This window comes from Neobacillus sp. CF12 (assembly GCF_030348765.1).
GTDB lineage: Bacteria > Bacillota > Bacilli > Bacillales > Cytobacillaceae > Neobacillus.
Genome location: NZ_JAUCEU010000007.1, coordinates 1,965,832 through 1,984,262, shown reverse-complemented (window position 1 = coordinate 1,984,262; position 18,431 = coordinate 1,965,832). Strand labels below are relative to the sequence as shown.

The following is an 18,431-nucleotide window of genomic DNA, read 5'->3' as shown; positions in this document are numbered from 1 at the left end:
ATTTCAGAAAACAATTATCAAAGGAGGTTAACATGCTAATTTAAATTTCAAAGAAAGAGATCAAGGAGGGAATAGATAGATGAAAAGTACGGTTGTACAGCAAAATTTGAGTACAGAACAAAACATCACAATTAAAGAGAAATCTCGCATCCGACAAACTCTTAGCATTCTTAACAAATATAAAACACTTTATTTTATTTCGATTCCAGGAATCTTATATTTTCTAATTTTCAAATATGTACCCCTGATGGGTTCAGTTATTGCCTTCAAAGATTACAACATTTTCGCTGGAATTTGGGACAGCGCATGGGTAGGTCTCAAGCATTTTCAAACTCTGTTCGAAAACCCAGATTCCATTCGTGTCTTAAAGAACACTTTGTTATTAAGCTTTTATGATATATTAATATTTCCCGCACCTCTCATTTTAGCACTGTTATTAAATGAACTGCGTTTGGTACTTTATAAAAGGTTTATTCAAACGATCGTCTATATGCCGCATTTTCTGTCATGGGTTATTATTAGCGGTTTGTTTATAGGAATTCTTTCTCCGACTACCGGTATTGTGAATAAGTTTATCGAATGGTTAGGACATGAATCAATCTATTTTATGGGTTCTGAAGATTTTATCCGTCCAATACTAGTGCTTACTTATCTTTGGCAAAGTGTGGGTTGGGGAACGATTATTTATTTAGCGGCTCTTGCCGGTGTCAACCCGGAACTCTATGAAGCTGCTAAAGTAGACGGTGCCAACCGACTTCAACAAATTTTGAATGTAACACTGCCGGCGATTTTACCAACGTTTAGTATTTTGTTCCTTCTTCATATCGGTCATTTTCTTGATTTTGGTTTTGAAAGGGTTTACGTATTCTTGAATCCATTAAACCAAGCAAATGGAGATATTCTAGATACTTATATTTACGAGGTAGGTTTACGGAATGCACAGTACAGTTTTACGACAGCAATAGGACTTTTTAAATCTGTTGTTGGATTAGTGCTCCTTGTTCTGGCCAATTTTGTCAGCAAAAGAGTGTCAGGAAACAGTTTGTATTAGGAGGGGATCATATGAAACAGAGTTCAAGTTTAAGATCTAAACTATTTGATATTGGTAACCTAGTCTTTTTGGCAATTCTTGCATTAACCATGCTCCTCCCTTTACTATCTGTATTTGCTAAATCATTCAGCAGCTCGAATGCGATCGCAAAAGGGGAGGTCTTCTTTTGGCCGGTAGAATTCACCTTAATTAATTATGAATACGTTTTCCACGATGCCTCCATATGGAAAGCATTTCTAGTATCACTGGTTATTACTATCGGTGGGACCTTTATTAACTTATTGGCAACAACTTCGCTTGCTTACCCGCTGTCGAGACCGGAATATAAAGGGAAAAAGATTATTTTATTTATGGTGTTATTTACAATGATCTTTTCAGCACCACTGATTCCTTCTTATTTGGTAGTCAAAAACTTTGGAATGGTTGATACATTGTGGGCTTTAATTATTCCAAGCATGATTAGTGCATTCAACTTCTTTGTTATGAGATCCTTCTTCTTAAATATACCAAGCACATTAATAGATGCTGCCAGGATCGATGGTCTTGGGGAACTGGGAATCTTATTCCGTATTGTATTACCACTATCAAAACCTGTTTTAGCAACAATAGGAATCTTTTATGGTGTGAGTCACTGGAATAGCTATCAAACTGCATTGTACTACTTAAATGATCCGAAATTGTATCCGCTTCAGGTGAAATTAAGACAAATGATAGTGAATGATGAAATGTCCGTTGAATCGAATTCCGTGTATTCAACGATCGCTTTAAATTCTCCAGAAGGTATTCAAATGGCGACAGTAGTAATCGCAACACTGCCAATTTTATTGTTGTATCCATTTTTACAGAAGCATTTTGTAAAAGGTACAATGATTGGGTCCATTAAAGAGTAAATATAAAAAAACGCCAAGTGGACTAAAAGAAATCCCATTGTTGATAGATTCATTGACAGACTATAATCGATTCAAGCAAATGAAAACGCTTGCTTAATAAAAAAAAGGGGGATGGATCCATGATAGAGGTTAAAAGATTAGTTAAAATTTTTGCAGTCGCACTTTTTTCACTCATTTTACTGGTAGGATGTCAAAGTGAGAAAACATCAGAAAAGGCCGACAAAACAAAAGAAACAGAAGAGAAATCAAGTGAACCATTAAAATTCTCCATTTCCATGAGGACGCTGGCTTTTACACATGTAGAAAATTCTCCTAATATTAACGAGGATGAGTATGTGAAAGTTCTGGAAAAGTTAACGAACACGGATTTGGATATTCGTCTTATGCCGCATAATGAATATTCCACCAAAATGGATTTAATGTTTGCTTCAGGGGATATTCCAGATGTTGTTCAGACATCTGCCGGATATGGTGAAGGAAGTGGACAAACTTTACAGCAGGCGGTTGAGGCAGGTGTGTTTCTTCCACTTGATGATTTAATTGAGAAGCACGGGCCAAATTTGAAAAAGTATATACCAAAGGCTGCCTGGGAGAAACAAAGATATAAGGATGGGAAAATCTATTCTATTCCAGAGTTCCTATCAAATCCTTCCCGGAGAGCAACCTATATCCGAAAAGATTTGCTAGACAAAGCAGGATTGGAAGTACCAAAAACTGTAGAAGATACATTAAATGTTTTACGTAAATTTAAGGAAATGGGTGTAGCGCAGCCATTTGGCGGTCGCGCAGATTTCAAATATGCAGATACATTCTTTGGAGCCTATGACGTTTTCCCATACAGCAGTATGTGGGAACTAGATAAGGATGGAAAACCTGTACCGAAGTTCTTTGATTCAAAGAACATGGAGGCAGCCCTTAAAACGTATAAGACCATGTATGATGAAGGTTTGCTTCATAAAGAATTTTTAACCATAGATTCGAAGCAGTATAAAAATGAAGCAATCACTGGAAACATTGGAATGTGGTCCATGAATGCCAACGAATTATTACAATGGGAGCAGCAATTAAAGGAAAATGTTCCTGAGGCTGAAATTGCAGTTGTTCCTTCTCCGGTGGGCCCGGATGGCAAAGGTGGATATTATCTATATGGTGATGTTACCCGTGCATATGCAATCAATAAAGAAACAGAAAATCCAGAGAGAATTATTAAATTCTTTGATTGGATGTTATCTGAAGAAGCAGCAAAGTACTTCACTTTCGGAATTGAAGGAAGAGACTACTCAATGGAAAATGGAAAAATGAACTATAAGACCCCTCAATCCGTGGACGAAGTGAATATCGAGCGTTACCGTACTGCCTTCTTATGGATGGTTCAGGACACAACTTATATTAAAGGTTTACTGGAAATGACGCCAGAGGGTCAGGAACTGATTGAAGTTTACGATACTATTCTTGCAAAAGAAGGCCGCGATGGGATAAATTTTGATCCGCCATTGACAGCTTTGGATACACTGCCAGATCTGCAGCTGGGTTCTGATACTCCGCCAAAATTGCTGATGGGTCATATGGCTAAGATGATTACTGGTGCTGAACCGATCAGCGATTGGCCAAAGGTGGTTGAAGAATGGAAGGAAAGAGGAGGCAATAAGATTTTAGAAGAAGCTGCTGACAGATATAAAAAGAAAGAATTTACTGAGTCAAGAAGAAAATAAAAAGATGCGGCTGTCCTTAAAATTACCATTAGGGCAGCCTTCTTGCATTTGCATTGGTACATGTCAACCAACGACATTTTTCTTCGTTTTCCGAAATAATTTTATGAATGCAAAAAGATTTCATTGTATAATAGTTTTAATATTCGAAAAAGAGGTGCAGCAATCAATGAAAATATTAATTATTGAAGATGAATTCATAATACGGAAAGGATTACGTCATCTCTTAGAGCATATGGGGTTGGAAGGAGTCTGTATGGAAGAAATAATGGAAGCAGAAGACGGTATCGATGCGGAAATACTATTACAGCAGGAATCTTTTGACATAGTCTTTACGGATATCAATATGCCGGAAATGGATGGGCTGTCTTTACTTGCAAAATCGGCCGATTACAACCCTGATTCACAATGGGTCATTATATCAGGATATGATTCTTTTAAATATGCACAGCGTGCCATCTTACATGGTGCAAAAGACTATCTTTTGAAACCGATTACAAAGGAGAAGTTGAACGAAACGATGCTCCGCTTAGTAGATAACATCAAAAAAGAGCAGAATGATTTTATTGATATTAAAGAAATAGAAGGAATGTTATTAGACCTTGAATCGTCCATTTGGGTTTTAGATGAGAATCTTGTGATAGATACCATTGCGAAATGGGCAAATATAATGGACAAAAAACAATTAAAACTATCATACTATCAAAATGTCATGAACCATTTATTAAAAACGTTAGTGGACCGGATTAACCAAAAAGGCAGTATCAGTCTTGACTCTGCTCTTAGCTTAAGTGAAGAAAATATCCCTCAAATAACCTGCAAATTTCAGGATATTTGTATAGAAATGATTAATAAGACAAGATTCCAAAGAAAGGGTAAGATCATTGATCCGATTGAAGCAGCAAAGGAATATATGCTCAAGAATGTCTGTGCCAAAATCAACTTAGATGATGTCGCACAAAAACTAGGTCTCAACAGTTCTTATTTTAGTCAGTTATTTAAAAGAGAAACCGGACAGACATTTGTCGAATACCGCATTCATTTAAGAATGGAAACAGCAAAACAGCTTCTCGAAAAAAGCGATTTGAGGATTATTGATATTTCTAGCGAAATTGGCTATGATGACGCACCACATTTTGCAAAGACATTTAAAAAATATACGGGCATCTCGCCAAAAGAGTACCGTCAGTCATTAGGGATCAAAGCATGAAAAAATGGCTGCAAAGTATGAACCTTTTTCAAAGATTGCTGTTGTATTTTGCACTTGTTATGATATTACCTTTAATCATTGTAGCAAGCATCATATATATGCAGTCTTCCAATCTTCTTGAAAAACAAACGGAGGATTATCTCGGACAGGTAGTCACCAATGTGTATTTTCAGACTGACCGTTTTGTAAAGAATTATGAGCTGGTAACCCTGCCAATCGTTTCAAACCCCAATGTAAAGCATTTCCTTGATCTGGAAGAAAATAATGTAAAAGTAAAGGAACACATCCGTTATCAATATTACGAAGATATTTGGACGATGATGGATAATATCGTCATTCAGAAGCCTGAAATTAATCGAATGTACATACTAGGAGATAACAAGAGACAAATTTGGTTGCATGATAAGGGAGGTTCTTTTTCGGAAAATCATTATAATAATTTAAAAAAGATTACTCCAGAAAGCGGCAAAATAATTATTCATCCGTCCAATCAAAATGGTAATATAACACTTACTATCGCAAGAAAAATCAGAGGTATGGAGTCGTTTTTCCCTAATGGAATCCTCGGAATTGAAATTAATGCTTCTGAATTAGGAGAATTGTGGAAAGAGGCTAACCTTGGGAATGAAGGATTTTTTATGATTGCGGATCCGAATGGAAGTGTAATCTATCATCCTGATTCCAAATTTATAGGTAAATCATTAAATGAAGTGGGAAGAAAACAAATTAGCAAAAATAAACAGGGTACCTTTTTCGACCAATGGAACAATGAGTCTACCTTCTTTCATTTTTTTACTTCAGAATATACGGGATGGAAACTGATTGCAGCAGTACCTAAATCTCAGCTTTTTGCCCCCATTTCTGGGGTCCGCTTAACCGCTGTTATTTCAGCTGTGTTTGTGATTATTATTGCCTTTGTCCTATCGGTTAACTCTATCAGGCAAATTGTCAAGCCAATCCAATTATTAGAACGAACAATGAAAACCGTTGAACAAGGGGAGTGGGAAAAGGTTCCAATTCTTCCGAGAAATGATGAAATCAGCAGTCTTTTAAGGAGCTATAACAGGATGGTGGAAAGGCTGTCAACGTTGGTCGACCAGGTCTATAAAGCGGAGTTAAATAATCAACAGGTAAAAATTGAATTGCAGGAAAGAGAACTTGAAAAACAAAAGGTAGAGATACAGGCACTTCAATCACAGATTAATCCACACTTCTTGTACAATACGCTAGAAACAATGAACGCATATGGAATCATCAATGGAATTGAGGAAATTTCAAAAATGGCGGATGCTTTGGCCGGTATGTTCCGTTATTCTGTTCGAAATTTAGAAATGGTCACATTAGCAGATGAAATTGAACATGTCAAAGGCTATCTCATCATTCATGAACTCAGAATAAGAAAGCCGATTAATCTGATTTTAGATATTGATCCATCGTTATACGATGCCCCAATGGTTAAGCTTAGTCTTCAGCCTCTTGTTGAGAATGCGATCCAACATGGTTTTAAGAAATCAGTGGATGAAATCAATATTACCATTCGGACAAAGATTATTGGATCGTGTCTTCATGTCTGTGTAATCGACAACGGCCGGGGAATACCAAATGATAGATTAAAAGAAATACGAGAGTTTATTAAGCCAGATAGAAAAAACAAACCGGAACTTAGAAGTGATTTAGGTATTGGGGTCACAAATGTAAACAGACGAATCCAACTCATTTTTGGAGATCAATATGGGTTAAAACTGACTAGTAGAGTAAATGATGGGACAACTGTTTCTATCGTTTTACCTTACCAAAAGGAAAAAAGGGGAACGGACCAGCCTGCATAAAAATGAACATCTTTATCAAAACCTTCTATATTTCTAAAAATTTGATAAATCGATATAAAGAAAACCACAGATTTGCTCCTATGCTACTGGGTAAAATGAAAAAGTAAACCTTTTGCAAACCTTAATTATGATAGCGTTTACATGGTGCTGTTAATGGAAAGGAGCGTAGGTGTGAGTCAGTGCTTTTGAAAGATTGTCAGATTTTAAAGTAAATGAAGGAGGGGTAAAAATGTTTTCAAAACGAAACAAAAAGGGTTCTGTACTTCTGTATTTAATGTTTGTGCTTATTTTAGTCATTCCAGGTATTCACGCTTATTCTGCCGAAGTGCAACCTATTAAACTACAAATCGTGGAAGTAACGGCAAGTGGGAATGATGGGAACATTCCTGAAAATACATTGGATGATGACTTAGGTACGCGTTGGTCCTCGCAAGGGTTAGAAGAATGGATTTTATATGATCTTGGGAGCACTCAGGAGGTAGGGTATTTAGGTCTTGCTTTTCATAATGGAAATCAAAGACACTCCTATTTTGATGTTCAGGTTTCTAAAGATGGTACTGCCTGGGAAACCGTCCTGCAGAATGGCGTTAGTAAAGAAGGTGAACTTGGACTTGCAGCCTATGACGTTGAAGACTCTTCTGCCCGATACGTCAAAATTCTTTGTAAAGGTAACTCTGTCAATCTGTGGAATAGTATTACGGTTACACATATCTATGGTCCAACAGAAGATGGGCAACTAATTCTTGCAGAACTAGTTCCTCCTAAACAGGAAGAACGGGTTGATTTAACTTACACAAAGCCAGGATTAATCAATCCTGATGGTTCAGAACATGTAATCCATATGCCGAATAAAGTAACTGGAAAAAAACATAATGTCTTAGATTATGGAGCTAACCCGCTTGATAATGAATTGGATGATCTTCCAGCCATTTTAGCTGCAATCGAAGCAGCTAGCCCAGGTGATGAAGTCTATCTTCCAAATGGTACTTATAATTTAATGGGTACATTACCAAGCGATGGGTCTTCCCATATAGCTTTGAAGTCAGGAGTAAACCTGCGAGGGGAAAGTCAAAACAAAGTTTTCCTGGTTTCTGATTTTGATGCAGACGTGCCGAGCGGGAAAGTGCTGCGCTCCTACGGCATGAATAATATCATCGTCTCCAATCTGACGATTACTTCTACTTTTGATGGCAAGTATTCCACAGACTCCAGCAAGACCAACCCTGACATTGGAGGGCCGACTTACGGGATATATATTACAGATGGAGTGGGTGATACACCGTCTTATAACATTCTGGTAGAGCATGTAACCATCGAGAAATACCAAAGAATGGGTGTCCGGATTGAAAACAGCCATGATGTCGTGGTCCAGCATGCCCTGTTCCAAAATGCTACGGATGTTGGTGGTGGTGGTGCAGGTTATGGCGTGAGTATACAGGGTGTACCAAAAACGGATCGTACGGGGTATAGAAATGATACGCGATATAATGTCGTTAGAAACAGTGTCTTCCAAGGCCCATACATCCGCCATGGTGCATTAATCCAGTATTATGCACATAATAATGTTATTTATAATAATACCTTTGAAAACACAGTATTAGATTCGATTGATTTACATGGTGAAGATGAGTTTTTGAATGAAATCTATAAAAATACGATAACTGGTGTACTGACGGGAGCAGGTATTGGTGTGGGTAACACTGGCGGTACGGCTCCTACGAATCACGATGCCTCAGGCGCTTACAACTATATTCATGATAATAAGATCAGCAACTCGCGAGAAGGGATCAAAGTGCATATGGGATCACCGAATACAATCATTGAGAAAAATATGATCACACATACTACGGAGCCTGCCGATGCAAAAGGAATCTACATTCAAAATGCTCCCGGGACAATTATTCGGGACAATATGATTTCGAACAATACGGCTCACGGATTTATAGGAATACTATTAGCACATGATAACGGGGATACCAAGGCAGATAATATCGGAGCTGGTGATCCGAAAAATATCACCATTACAGGCAATCATATTATGGGTAATACGAATGGCATCAGAATTGAAGCCGGCAGTGAGATCGTTATGAATGACAATAAAGTTGAAAAGAACAGAGAGAATGATTTTTTCATTAACTTAGAATCGGGTGGCCAGGAAGAAAATTCGGGGGTGCAGGAGAAATTGACTCCTACAGGGGATGCACTGGTCGATATTGAAAGACCAACATCCAATTACGGTCTGGAAAATCCAGAATTAACAACAGCAGGAAGTGCTGACAAAAACTATTACAAATACTTTAATATAAAAAATAATATAGATCATACAAAAGGGCGGATCGCCTATTTTAGGTTTGATATAGCTGACTTGAACGATGTCAAGGAAGCCATATTGGAGTTGACAGGGAAAATAGGAAGTAACACAACGACTGTGGAGCTCGATGTTTTCGGATTAACCAATGATAACTGGGCTGAAGATACGATTACCTGGCAGAACTCTCCAAATCACGCACAAGATTCCGTCACTGTGACCGGGATTGGGGAATCTGCAGCTTATCTAGGTTCCATTACGGTTGACTCAGTAGGAGCCGAAAAAATAAATCTAGATGTGACACACTTTGTTAAATCTCAATCGGATGGAAAAGTAACCTTGATGATTATGGATACAAAAGGGCAGAACGGTAATATCAATATGTATTCTAAAGAAGATAGCAATCAGGCAAACTGGCCATCACTCCTTATTGAAAAATAGAAACGGGAGAATAATATTTTTATAGAGGCTGACGCAAAAGGAAATCATTCGTAACCTTTTGAGTCAGCCTTTTCAATTTGATTTAATGTTTTGATAAGAATTTTATTAAATTTGCCGTTAGTCTAAAAAAAAACCAATAGAGTCTAAAATTTACCCGAAGTACGTTTGAAACCCAATTGTTAAAATGGTGGTATTCCAAATATATCTTAATGATTATTTCTTTTTATCATGATAAGGAGGTAAGGATATGCAATTCAATTTAAATGGAAAAACAGCCTTAGTAACGGGAGCAAGCGGAGGAATTGGGCAAGCTATTGCTATTGATTTAGCCGCAAATGGGGCAAAGGTGGCAGTGAATTATTTAAGTAACCAAGACGGTGCCGAAGAAACTGTCACCATCATCAAAAATCAGGGCGGAGAAGCAATCATGGTTCAAGCCGATGTAACCGACTTAGCTCAAATAGAAGCCCTTGCGGCAGAAGTAAAAGAAAAGTTAGGAACGGTAGGTATTCTCGTAAATAATGCAGGTCATTTGGTAGAGAGAAGAAAGATTGAAGATATGACCATGGATTTATGGCGGAAAATAATCGATGTCAATGTTACATCCGCAGCTTTTATGAGCAAAGCGGTTATCCCAGGCATGAAAGAAAAAGGAAGCGGTATCATAATTAACTTGAGCTCCGTTGCTGCTCATGATGGAGGCGGACCAGGTGCAGTTCCATATGCGACCACAAAAGGTGCAATCATTACTTTTACAAAGGGATTGGCAAAAGAACTGGCACCATTTGGGATTCGAGTGAATGCACTCTCACCAGGTTTTATTGATCAAACAAAATTCCATGCTACGTTCAATACGGAAGAAGGAAGAAAGGCAACAGTTGCAAGAATTCCATTGGGTCGTGGCGGTGTTCCTCAAGATATCAGCGGTGCCGTACTCTTTCTAACCTCTCCATATTCTTCCTTTATTACGGGAGAAACCATTGAAATAAATGGCGGAATGTTCATGAAATAAATTTTAAAAATAAGATTAGGAGGAATGACAAATGCAATCAATCTATCAACCAGTTAGTGGTATATTAGATGTAAAATATGCACCTGATGAAACGACAGAATTAATCGAGAATCCCCCCCGGTTTACCTGGCTGCCAGTACAATTAGAAAATGACCAATATTGCTTACAGCTTTCAAAAAATGAAGATTTCTCACCCGAACAGACGGAAACAATCCAACCTGTTCCCTATAATTTTTATACACCTAACCGCGCTATGGAACCAGGTACCTATTTTTGGCGGTATGCTTTATTAGACAATGTGGAGCAAAATTGGAGTGAAGTAAGGAAGTTCAATATCCCTGATAATCTTCCGGATACTGCTATTCCAAGCAGAGATGGGCGATACCAGGAAGTGAATCTTGCCCACCCAAGGTTATGGTTATCCCCTGATCAATTGAAGGCATTTAAAGCGAACATTAAAGAAAACCCGCAGCACTGCAATTGGAATACTTTTTACGAAAAATCGGTTAAACCATGGTTAAATCGTGAATTAATGCCGGAACCAAGCCCGTATCCGGAAAATAAACGAGTAATCAAGCTGTGGAGACAAATGTACATGGACTGCCAAGAAACACTCTATGCCATTCGTCATTTAAGTGTAGCAGGTGTTATCCTTGAAGATGTAACGATTTTGAATCGGGCAAAGGAATGGCTGATTCATGTTGCAAATTGGGACACAGAGGGCACAACTTCAAGAGATTACAATGATGAATGTGCTTTCCGTATCGCGGCAGCGTTAGCCTGGGGATATGATTGGCTTTTTCAACACCTATCTGATGAGGAAAAAGGTCTTGTTCGACATTCCCTGCTAAGAAGAACCGAACAAGTAGCTTACCATGTTATCAAACGTTCCAAGATCCACCAGGTTCCATATGACAGTCATGCAGTCCGTTCCCTGTCTTCTGTCCTTATTCCTTGTTCAATTGCCTTATTGGATGACGCTTCAGAGGCGCAGGAATGGTTGGATTATACAATCGAATATTACGCCTGTCTCTACACTCCATGGGGAGGTAAAGATGGTGGATGGGCAGAAGGCGGGATGTATTGGACCACTGGGATGGCTTATCTGATTGATGCGTTAAATCTATTAAAGAATTATATGAGTCTGGATTTTTACAAACGTCCGTTTTTTCAGAAAACAGGAGATTTCCCATTATATTGTTATAGTCAAGATACCCGCCGTGCGAGCTTTGGTGACCAATCCAATCTTGGAGAACGCCCAGGTTTGAAGACCGCTTTTAATATCCGTCAATTTGCCGGAATTACCGGAAATAGCTGGTACCAATGGTACTATGAGCAGGTAAAAGCATGGGACAAGGATGCCGATCAAAAGTTCTTTAACTATGGCTGGTGGGATTTTCAGTTTGATGAAATGCTTTATCTCCACGATTTCCCTGAGGTAAAAGCCGTACCGCCAGCAGATGTTGAGCGAGTTAAATGGTTTAAGGATGTTGGCTGGGTCGCCTTTCACGATAAAATGGACCAGCCCGATGAGCATGTTATGCTGTTAACAAAGAGTAGTCCTTATGGGTCGCTGAGTCATAGTCACGGGGATCAGAATAGTTTTGTCCTTCATGCATTTGGCGAACCACTTGTAGTGCGATCTGGACATTATGTAGGCTTTAACAGTACCATGCATAAAAAATGGAGGAGGCAGACTCAATCTCATAATACTTTGCTAATCGATGGTGTGGGACAGTATGCTGAATCCAATAAAATTCTTAATAAACAGGCATGTGGTGAAGTATTGGAAGTGGTATCAACGGATGAATACAGCTATGTAAGAGAAGATGCCACCAACGCTTACAAAGAATATGTACCGTATTTAAATAAATTTGAGAGAGAAATATACTTCGTGAATCAATCATACTTTGTGATTGTTGATTCCGTAGATTTGGAACAGCCAGGCAGTGTCAACTGGCTTTTGCATTCCTTGCACCAAATGAAAATCGAGGATCAGGTGTTTAAAATTGAGGGAGAAAAAGCCGATATAGAAGGCCGGTTTATCTATAGTTCTTCAGGAGAACTGTCATTAGAGCAGAATAATGACTACAAGGATGTCGACCCAACTGAAGTGGAAGGCTTATCAAGAGAATGGCATTTGCAGGCCACAACCAAAAAAGCAAAAGGGCACCGAATTGTTACCCTGTTAACTCCGAACCGTAAAGGGGAAAAGAAATACGTTTCATATTTTATGGATGATCAGGACCATGGAGTACATCTCTATTTAACGGAAAATGGAAAAACATTCCGTGTCGAAGTGGCAAAAGCCTATTAATAAGAGAACGGGAGGTACTAAATGAGTAGTCAACTTAATTGGGAAGCTGCAGAACCTGGTGTAAAAAGAAAGATTTTTCCACCAGGAGACAATGTTATGATGATGGAAGTTCATTTTGAGAAGGGGGCAGAAGGCTATGAACACAGCCATCCCCACGAACAGCTTACCTACTGCTTAAGAGGAAAATTTGAATTTACAATTGATGGTGAAAAGCATATTGTCGGACCTGGAGAAACGATCTTTATTCCAGGTGGAGCAAAGCACGGTGCAAAGGCATTAGAAGCAGGCGCCATCATTGATACTTTCACCCCGCTTAGAAATGATCTGCTGAAAAGATAATTGAAATTTATTAAAATGCTCACAAATGTTGTTAAATCAATGTTTGTGAGCATTTTTTTGTTTTGGTGAAAACGACCACTATTACACCTTTATATGCTTCTACTTGTTTCTTCCCTTACTTTCACCTTTGTTCCCTTGACCATACCGCATATGGCCAGAATCACCTTCACCTTTTTCATTAGACTTCTTCCCGCCTAAACTTACATTGGGATAGCTCTTTGTATTCTCATCCATTTTTTTCACCTCCAAAACTTTATTCTGTTCATTTTTCTAAAGATTATGTTTTCAAGGGCAAGAGGGGATGATAATGACTCAACCAACCATTTCTAACCAATCAAACAAAATACCCAGAAAAATAAAATGCCAGTTAACAAAGACCTAATACCATGAATTTACTGTTGAGGCAAGAAAATACAAAATCTTATTTCCCTGAGAATTTAAAAAATTGATAATGACGGAAAAATATTCCTGATTTATATTCGAGAGGAGAGGTGGTGGATGGTACAAATGATGTAATCGCTTTCTTGCAGATGGGTGTAGAACCTACATATGTATGTCAGGTACATGGCGAAATCAGAGGATGAAATGGAAGATCAATATTAGGAAAAAGGAGGGGGAGGAATCGTGAAAAAGAACGCGATTTTAAAGACATTAACCATTATTATGATGATGGTTGCAATTTTCGGAAGTTTTACTCATTTACCTGTAAACGCAGAACCAAGTAATTATAAGTTTGACTTCGGCAATGGTGAGGTAGAAAAAGGCTACGTAGGTGTAAGTGCCACGGATCAATACGATGAAAAAAAGCGTTATGGCTTTAATACACCGGAAGATATGATCAATGTACCGGCATCCGGATCAGGCGTCGCAAGTGATGCTGTTCAGTTTTTAGAGTTTGGGACAAAGAGTGATAACACGTTTAACGTTGATCTGCCAAATGGACTTTACGAAGTTAAGGTCACCTTAGGAGATGCGTTCAGAGTCAGCGTGGCTGCAGAAGAAGTTTACCAGGTAATAAATATGACTGGTAATAATGCGACGGATTCATTTCAAATTCCGATTACGGATGGTCAACTTAATCTGCTAATTACGGAAGGTAAGGTGGGTACCAATTTTACATTAAGTGCACTCGAAATCAATAAGCTTTCCCGCCACCCAGAAACCAAAAGAACCATATATATTGGCGGCGACTCCACGGTAGCGAATTATTATCCGTTAGACAGCAGTATCCAGGCAGGATGGGGTCAATTATTTCCGCAATTTGTTGACCCAGAGATCTTTCAGGTTAGAAATATGGCATCCGGCGGCCAAATCGCAAGAGGCTTTAAGAATGATGGTCAGTTAGAAGCCATTCTAAAATATATTAAACCAGGTGATTATTTTATTTTACAGCTTGGAATAAATGATACAAATCCTAAGAATACAACAACTGAAGCGCAATTTAAAGAGTATATGCGGGAAATGGTCCAGCAGGTCAAGGCAAAAGGAGCTACAGTTATCCTATCGACTCCACAAGGAAGAGCATCTGACTTTAATGCAGAGGGCGTTCACACTTCGGTAAACCGTTGGTACAGACACTCTATTATCGCTTTAGCACAGGAAGAAAATGTACCATTGGTAGATCTAAATGTATTAAGTTCAGCATACTTTACCTCCATTGGATCAGAAGCCACTCTTGCTCTTTATATGAACGGTGATACATTGCATCCAAACCGTGCAGGAGCAACCGAACTTGCCAGACTTGTATCGGAGGAATTAAAAAGACAAGGGTTGGACGGTTTTACTGGAGATGAGAAAAAAGACCATTAAAAACTTTTAACTGATTAAATAATTTAGTTTCCAAATTTTATCCAAAATGAAAAGCCTTGAAAAAAATCAAGGCTTTTTTACGTCCCGAAGAGGATTCGAACCTCCGACCTACAGTTAGGAAACTGTTCGATATGGTCCGGTAGAAATGAAAATGGGTAGGAGAATATACAAAGATTTAGCCAAATAGAAGATAGTGCTAGTGTAATTGATAAAGTAGTTTGTTATTTAACTAATTTGGGGTTGTTAATTGTTATCAGATAATTTATAATATTAAATAAATAGGGACGAATGCTTAATGAATTAGATTAATCGTTTTATCAGTGAGAATCTATTAAAATGAATTATAGTTTAAAGCTTTTAGTAAAACAGAATATATTCATTGATTATAGATTGAAAAAGATGATTTACCGATTATTATCGGCGGGTAAAAATAAAAAAGGTATAGAGGTTTCGGAATTATTTTATAAATCATAAGATATTAATAAATACATGGTAGTATTTTATTAGATTAATCGTTTTACCTAATAAAAAAGGTGATGATAAACAATGGTAAATATTAAAGATATAGCAGAAAAAGCTAATGTTTCAATTGCTACAGTATCAAATGTTATTAATAATAGAGGACGCGTTGGAGAAGATACGCGCAAAAAGATATTAAAAATAATTGATGATGTAAATTATCAACCAAACGAGATAGCCAAAAGTCTTAAATTAAATAAGACAAATGACATTGGTGTCATAGTAGAAGATATTTCGGTTTTCAATGCGCCTGAGATTATTAATGGGATCCATGCAGCAGCAGAGGAAAAAGGACTATCCATTTTATTAACGAATATGGGTCTATTTAAAAAAAGTGGGAACCAATTCCCGGAAATAAGTAAATGTAAGGAGCTCGCGACTCCGTTGTTTAATCAATTAGTATCAAGCCAGGTTGAAGGGATTATTTACATTGGTATACATTCAAGAGATATAACCGATTTGATACCTAATTCAAAAATACCTATTGTTTATACGTACTGTTATACCAAAAATGAAAATGATTATAGCGTAAACTATGATGACGAAGGTGCTTCCTATCAAATAACAAAATATCTAATAAGTAAAGGACATACCCAAATTGGTTTAATAAGTGGACTTATTAATTCGGTATCATCCTATGCACGCTTCCAAGGATACCAAAAGGCTTTGAGTGAGCATCTACTGATGTTTAATCCTCAATTTGTAAAAACTGGAGACTGGCAATATGAATCTGGTTATCGGATGGCGCAGGATTTGTTAAATCAAGAAAATATACCTACAGCTATTATTGCGATGAATGATTTAATGGCTGCTGGTGCCATTCAAGCAATCAAAGATAGTGGATATCGTGTGCCAGCTGATATTTCCGTTGTCGGTTTTGATAACAGGGAATTAAGTAGTTATATTTCACCGAGATTAACAACCATGTCATTACCTTTAGAAGAAATGGGAAAAAAGGCAATGGATATACTAGATCAAATCAGAAATAAATACCCAGTCAATCAAAAAAAGTACCGATTGGATTGTCAACTAGTTGAGCGAGATTCAGTCTATTCTCTCGAATAAACGAATCTCGTTTATTCGAAATAAAATGTAAGCGAATTCTTCTAGGTTACTATTTATTATCATTTTAGAGGAGGATGCTAAAGTTGAAAAATACTCCAAATCCTGAGTTTGTCCAGATGCCGAATATTGCTAAAGTACATAGAAAACGTTCAAAAGGTGGTTCTGGGATTAGGAATAAATACTTACCTTACTTGTTACTACTGCCAGTTTTTACAATGATCATTGTCGTCGTTTTTATCCCTTTGTTGACAACGATTATTTATAGCTTTCAATCCTATCGACTAACAAATCGGGAAGAACAAGCCACCTTTATTGGATTGGATAACTACTTCACTTTATTTCAGGATGATCGATTTCTATCCTCACTTGTAACGAGTTTAATTTATATTGCTGGAAGTGTAGTGGGGATGTTGATTCTTGCCCTGATAACAGCGCAAATAGCAAACCAAACCTTTAAAGGCAGGTCGATTTTTCGTGCCACTATTCTCTTGCCTTGGGCGGTTGCTCCAGTTGTAGCAGCGCAAGCTTGGAAATTCATGTTTGAAACAGACTTTGGAATTATTAATCATCTATTAACCACTTTGAATTTGATTGAACGAAATATTCCTTGGCTTGTGTCATCTGAGTATGCCATGGGCAGTGTCATTATAACGAATGTATGGAAAACCACACCTTTATTAACATTGATTCTTGTCTCTGGATTACAGACTATTTCTAAAGACTTATATGAAAGTGCTGATATGGATGGAGCAAGTCCACTAAAAAAATACTACTATATAACTCTTCCATTAATTAAACCATTTATTCTAATGGGACTAATCTTTACAACCCTGCAAACAATCAATGTAATCGACATTATTTATGTTATGACAGGCGGCGGACCTGGTGAAGCGACGGAAATCTTCACATTATACAATTATAAGGTATTCTTCCAATATCTTGACTTTGGATTAGGTGGAGCAATGGCTGTTATTGGTGTAACCGTAATCGGAATATTAATTTTCATTTATGGCCGTAACATGAACAAACAAGTGAACAACTAATTTAATTAAGGTTATAGCCTAATCAAGAAGAGAGTGTTGGGGGGAATTGTTATGAATAAAAGGATGGGGCTGCTGTTCTGGATATCGTTAACCATCATTGTCATAATAAACGTTTTGCCTTATTTTTGGACCATTTTAACTTCATTAAAGCAACAGAATGAAATCTATATGAAAAAAATATTACCGGAAGAATTCTTTTTAGATAATTACATCCAGGTGATTCTGGAGAGTGGTTTTTTCACCAACATTCTAAACAGCTTAATCATTTCGGGATCTACGGCTTTGATTTGTATTATCATTGGCGTGCCAGCCGCTTACGCTTTTGCCCGATTAAAATTCAAATTTCAAAATTTATTATTTATGTTGGTTCTATTTATCACCATTTTTCCAGGAATCTTCATTATCAGTCCACTATTCAGTTTTTTAAAGGCAATAGGTGCAATCGATACGTATTTTGCGCTAATTTTACCATATGTCGCTTATTTCACCCCATTGGTGGTTTGGATCTTAACAGGATTTTTTAGAACGATTCCACATGCGATTGAGGAAGTTGCCATAATGGATGGATGTGGGGTTTTTGGATTGATCACACGCATTATTTTACCTTTATCATTACCAGGAATATTAACGGTGGGGATTATAGCATTCACGTTATCGTGGAATGAATTCTTATTCGCTCTAATTTTTACTTCTTCAGATAATGCTAGGACTGTCCCTGTAGCGATATCACAATTTCAAGGTGTCCATTCGTTAAACTGGGGACAAATGACAGCAGCAGCCATAACAGCAACGATTCCAATTGTTCTAATATCTATTGCATTACAAAAATATATCATTAGTGGTTTAACTGCTGGTGCAATCAAAGAATGATTTTAATTTTTTCAAACCT

Annotated in this window: 14 protein-coding genes; 13 read left to right on the top strand and 1 reads right to left on the bottom strand. The window is 37.6% G+C overall.

Going from position 1 to position 18,431, the window contains the following annotated elements; all coding sequences use genetic code 11:
• Positions 1 to 79: 79 nt before the first annotated feature.
• From QUG14_RS09280 to QUG14_RS09240, 9 genes are all read left to right on the top strand, one after another.
• A complete protein-coding gene (locus tag QUG14_RS09280; RefSeq protein ID WP_289340232.1) occupies positions 80 to 1,051 on the top strand; it encodes an ABC transporter permease in 972 nt (323 codons plus the stop codon).
• A gap of 11 nt (positions 1,052 to 1,062) precedes the next feature.
• Positions 1,063 to 1,941: a carbohydrate ABC transporter permease gene (locus QUG14_RS09275; RefSeq protein WP_289340231.1), complete on the top strand. Its 879-nt coding sequence runs from the start codon at positions 1,063 to 1,065 to the stop codon at positions 1,939 to 1,941.
• Between the two features lie 119 nt (positions 1,942 to 2,060).
• Positions 2,061 to 3,653 (top strand): extracellular solute-binding protein, encoded by a 1,593-nt coding sequence (locus QUG14_RS09270; RefSeq protein WP_289340230.1) that lies wholly within the window; start codon positions 2,061 to 2,063, stop codon positions 3,651 to 3,653.
• A gap of 166 nt (positions 3,654 to 3,819) precedes the next feature.
• On the top strand, positions 3,820 to 4,860 hold the full coding sequence (locus QUG14_RS09265; protein ID WP_289340229.1) for a response regulator transcription factor: 1,041 nt from the start codon (positions 3,820 to 3,822) through the stop codon (positions 4,858 to 4,860).
• Positions 4,857 to 6,689, top strand: a complete 1,833-nt coding sequence (locus QUG14_RS09260; RefSeq protein ID WP_289340228.1) for a sensor histidine kinase — start codon at positions 4,857 to 4,859, stop codon at positions 6,687 to 6,689. Before QUG14_RS09265 ends, QUG14_RS09260 begins: the two co-directional genes overlap by 4 nt.
• A 229-nt stretch (positions 6,690 to 6,918) precedes the next feature.
• On the top strand, positions 6,919 to 9,438 hold the full coding sequence (locus QUG14_RS09255) for a DNRLRE domain-containing protein (RefSeq protein WP_289340227.1): 2,520 nt from the start codon (positions 6,919 to 6,921) through the stop codon (positions 9,436 to 9,438).
• A gap of 247 nt (positions 9,439 to 9,685) precedes the next feature.
• Positions 9,686 to 10,450, top strand: coding sequence for an SDR family NAD(P)-dependent oxidoreductase (locus tag QUG14_RS09250; protein ID WP_289340225.1), 765 nt, complete (start codon positions 9,686 to 9,688; stop codon positions 10,448 to 10,450).
• A gap of 31 nt (positions 10,451 to 10,481) precedes the next feature.
• Positions 10,482 to 12,767, top strand: a complete 2,286-nt coding sequence (locus QUG14_RS09245) for a DUF4962 domain-containing protein (RefSeq protein ID WP_289340224.1) — start codon at positions 10,482 to 10,484, stop codon at positions 12,765 to 12,767.
• A 21-nt stretch (positions 12,768 to 12,788) separates the two neighbouring features.
• The gene (locus QUG14_RS09240; protein WP_289340223.1) at positions 12,789 to 13,106 is read left to right on the top strand and encodes a cupin domain-containing protein; all 318 of its coding nucleotides are present in this window, start codon (positions 12,789 to 12,791) and stop codon (positions 13,104 to 13,106) included.
• A 99-nt stretch (positions 13,107 to 13,205) separates the two neighbouring features.
• On the opposite strand, the gene QUG14_RS09235 is transcribed toward QUG14_RS09240, so the two are convergent.
• Positions 13,206 to 13,340, bottom strand: coding sequence for a hypothetical protein (locus tag QUG14_RS09235; protein ID WP_260631366.1), 135 nt, complete (start codon positions 13,338 to 13,340; stop codon positions 13,206 to 13,208).
• A 432-nt stretch (positions 13,341 to 13,772) separates the two neighbouring features.
• Here QUG14_RS09235 and QUG14_RS09230 point away from each other — a divergent pair, with 432 nt between their 5' ends.
• From QUG14_RS09230 to QUG14_RS09215, 4 genes are all read left to right on the top strand, one after another.
• Entirely contained in the window at positions 13,773 to 14,915 is a 1,143-nt protein-coding gene (locus tag QUG14_RS09230; RefSeq protein ID WP_289344110.1) for a rhamnogalacturonan acetylesterase, read from the top strand.
• A 546-nt stretch (positions 14,916 to 15,461) separates the two neighbouring features.
• Positions 15,462 to 16,499 (top strand): LacI family DNA-binding transcriptional regulator, encoded by a 1,038-nt coding sequence (locus tag QUG14_RS09225; protein ID WP_289340221.1) that lies wholly within the window; start codon positions 15,462 to 15,464, stop codon positions 16,497 to 16,499.
• 83 nt (positions 16,500 to 16,582) lie between these two features.
• The gene (locus tag QUG14_RS09220) at positions 16,583 to 17,542 is read left to right on the top strand and encodes a carbohydrate ABC transporter permease (protein ID WP_289340220.1); all 960 of its coding nucleotides are present in this window, start codon (positions 16,583 to 16,585) and stop codon (positions 17,540 to 17,542) included.
• A gap of 51 nt (positions 17,543 to 17,593) precedes the next feature.
• Complete coding sequence (locus QUG14_RS09215) at positions 17,594 to 18,412, top strand: carbohydrate ABC transporter permease (protein WP_289340219.1); 819 nt, start codon at positions 17,594 to 17,596, stop codon at positions 18,410 to 18,412.
• Positions 18,413 to 18,431 lie beyond the last annotated feature (19 nt).

Excerpts from the sequence above, each read along its gene's own strand:
- QUG14_RS09250 (WP_289340225.1), top strand. The coding sequence starts at position 9,686 with ATGCAATTCAATTTAAATGGAAAAACAGCCTTAGTAACGGGAGCAAGC.
- QUG14_RS09275 (WP_289340231.1), top strand. The coding sequence starts at position 1,063 with ATGAAACAGAGTTCAAGTTTAAGATCTAAACTATTTGATATTGGTAAC.
- QUG14_RS09245 (WP_289340224.1), top strand. The coding sequence starts at position 10,482 with ATGCAATCAATCTATCAACCAGTTAGTGGTATATTAGATGTAAAATAT.
- QUG14_RS09280 (WP_289340232.1), top strand. The coding sequence starts at position 80 with ATGAAAAGTACGGTTGTACAGCAAAATTTGAGTACAGAACAAAACATC.
- QUG14_RS09260 (WP_289340228.1), top strand. The coding sequence starts at position 4,857 with ATGAAAAAATGGCTGCAAAGTATGAACCTTTTTCAAAGATTGCTGTTG.
- QUG14_RS09255 (WP_289340227.1), top strand. The coding sequence starts at position 6,919 with ATGTTTTCAAAACGAAACAAAAAGGGTTCTGTACTTCTGTATTTAATG.
- QUG14_RS09270 (WP_289340230.1), top strand. The coding sequence starts at position 2,061 with ATGATAGAGGTTAAAAGATTAGTTAAAATTTTTGCAGTCGCACTTTTT.
- QUG14_RS09265 (WP_289340229.1), top strand. The coding sequence starts at position 3,820 with ATGAAAATATTAATTATTGAAGATGAATTCATAATACGGAAAGGATTA.
- QUG14_RS09225 (WP_289340221.1), top strand. The coding sequence starts at position 15,462 with ATGGTAAATATTAAAGATATAGCAGAAAAAGCTAATGTTTCAATTGCT.
- QUG14_RS09230 (WP_289344110.1), top strand. The coding sequence starts at position 13,773 with ATGATGGTTGCAATTTTCGGAAGTTTTACTCATTTACCTGTAAACGCA.
- QUG14_RS09235 (WP_260631366.1), bottom strand. The coding sequence starts at position 13,340 with ATGGATGAGAATACAAAGAGCTATCCCAATGTAAGTTTAGGCGGGAAG.
- QUG14_RS09215 (WP_289340219.1), top strand. The coding sequence starts at position 17,594 with ATGAATAAAAGGATGGGGCTGCTGTTCTGGATATCGTTAACCATCATT.
- QUG14_RS09240 (WP_289340223.1), top strand. The coding sequence starts at position 12,789 with ATGAGTAGTCAACTTAATTGGGAAGCTGCAGAACCTGGTGTAAAAAGA.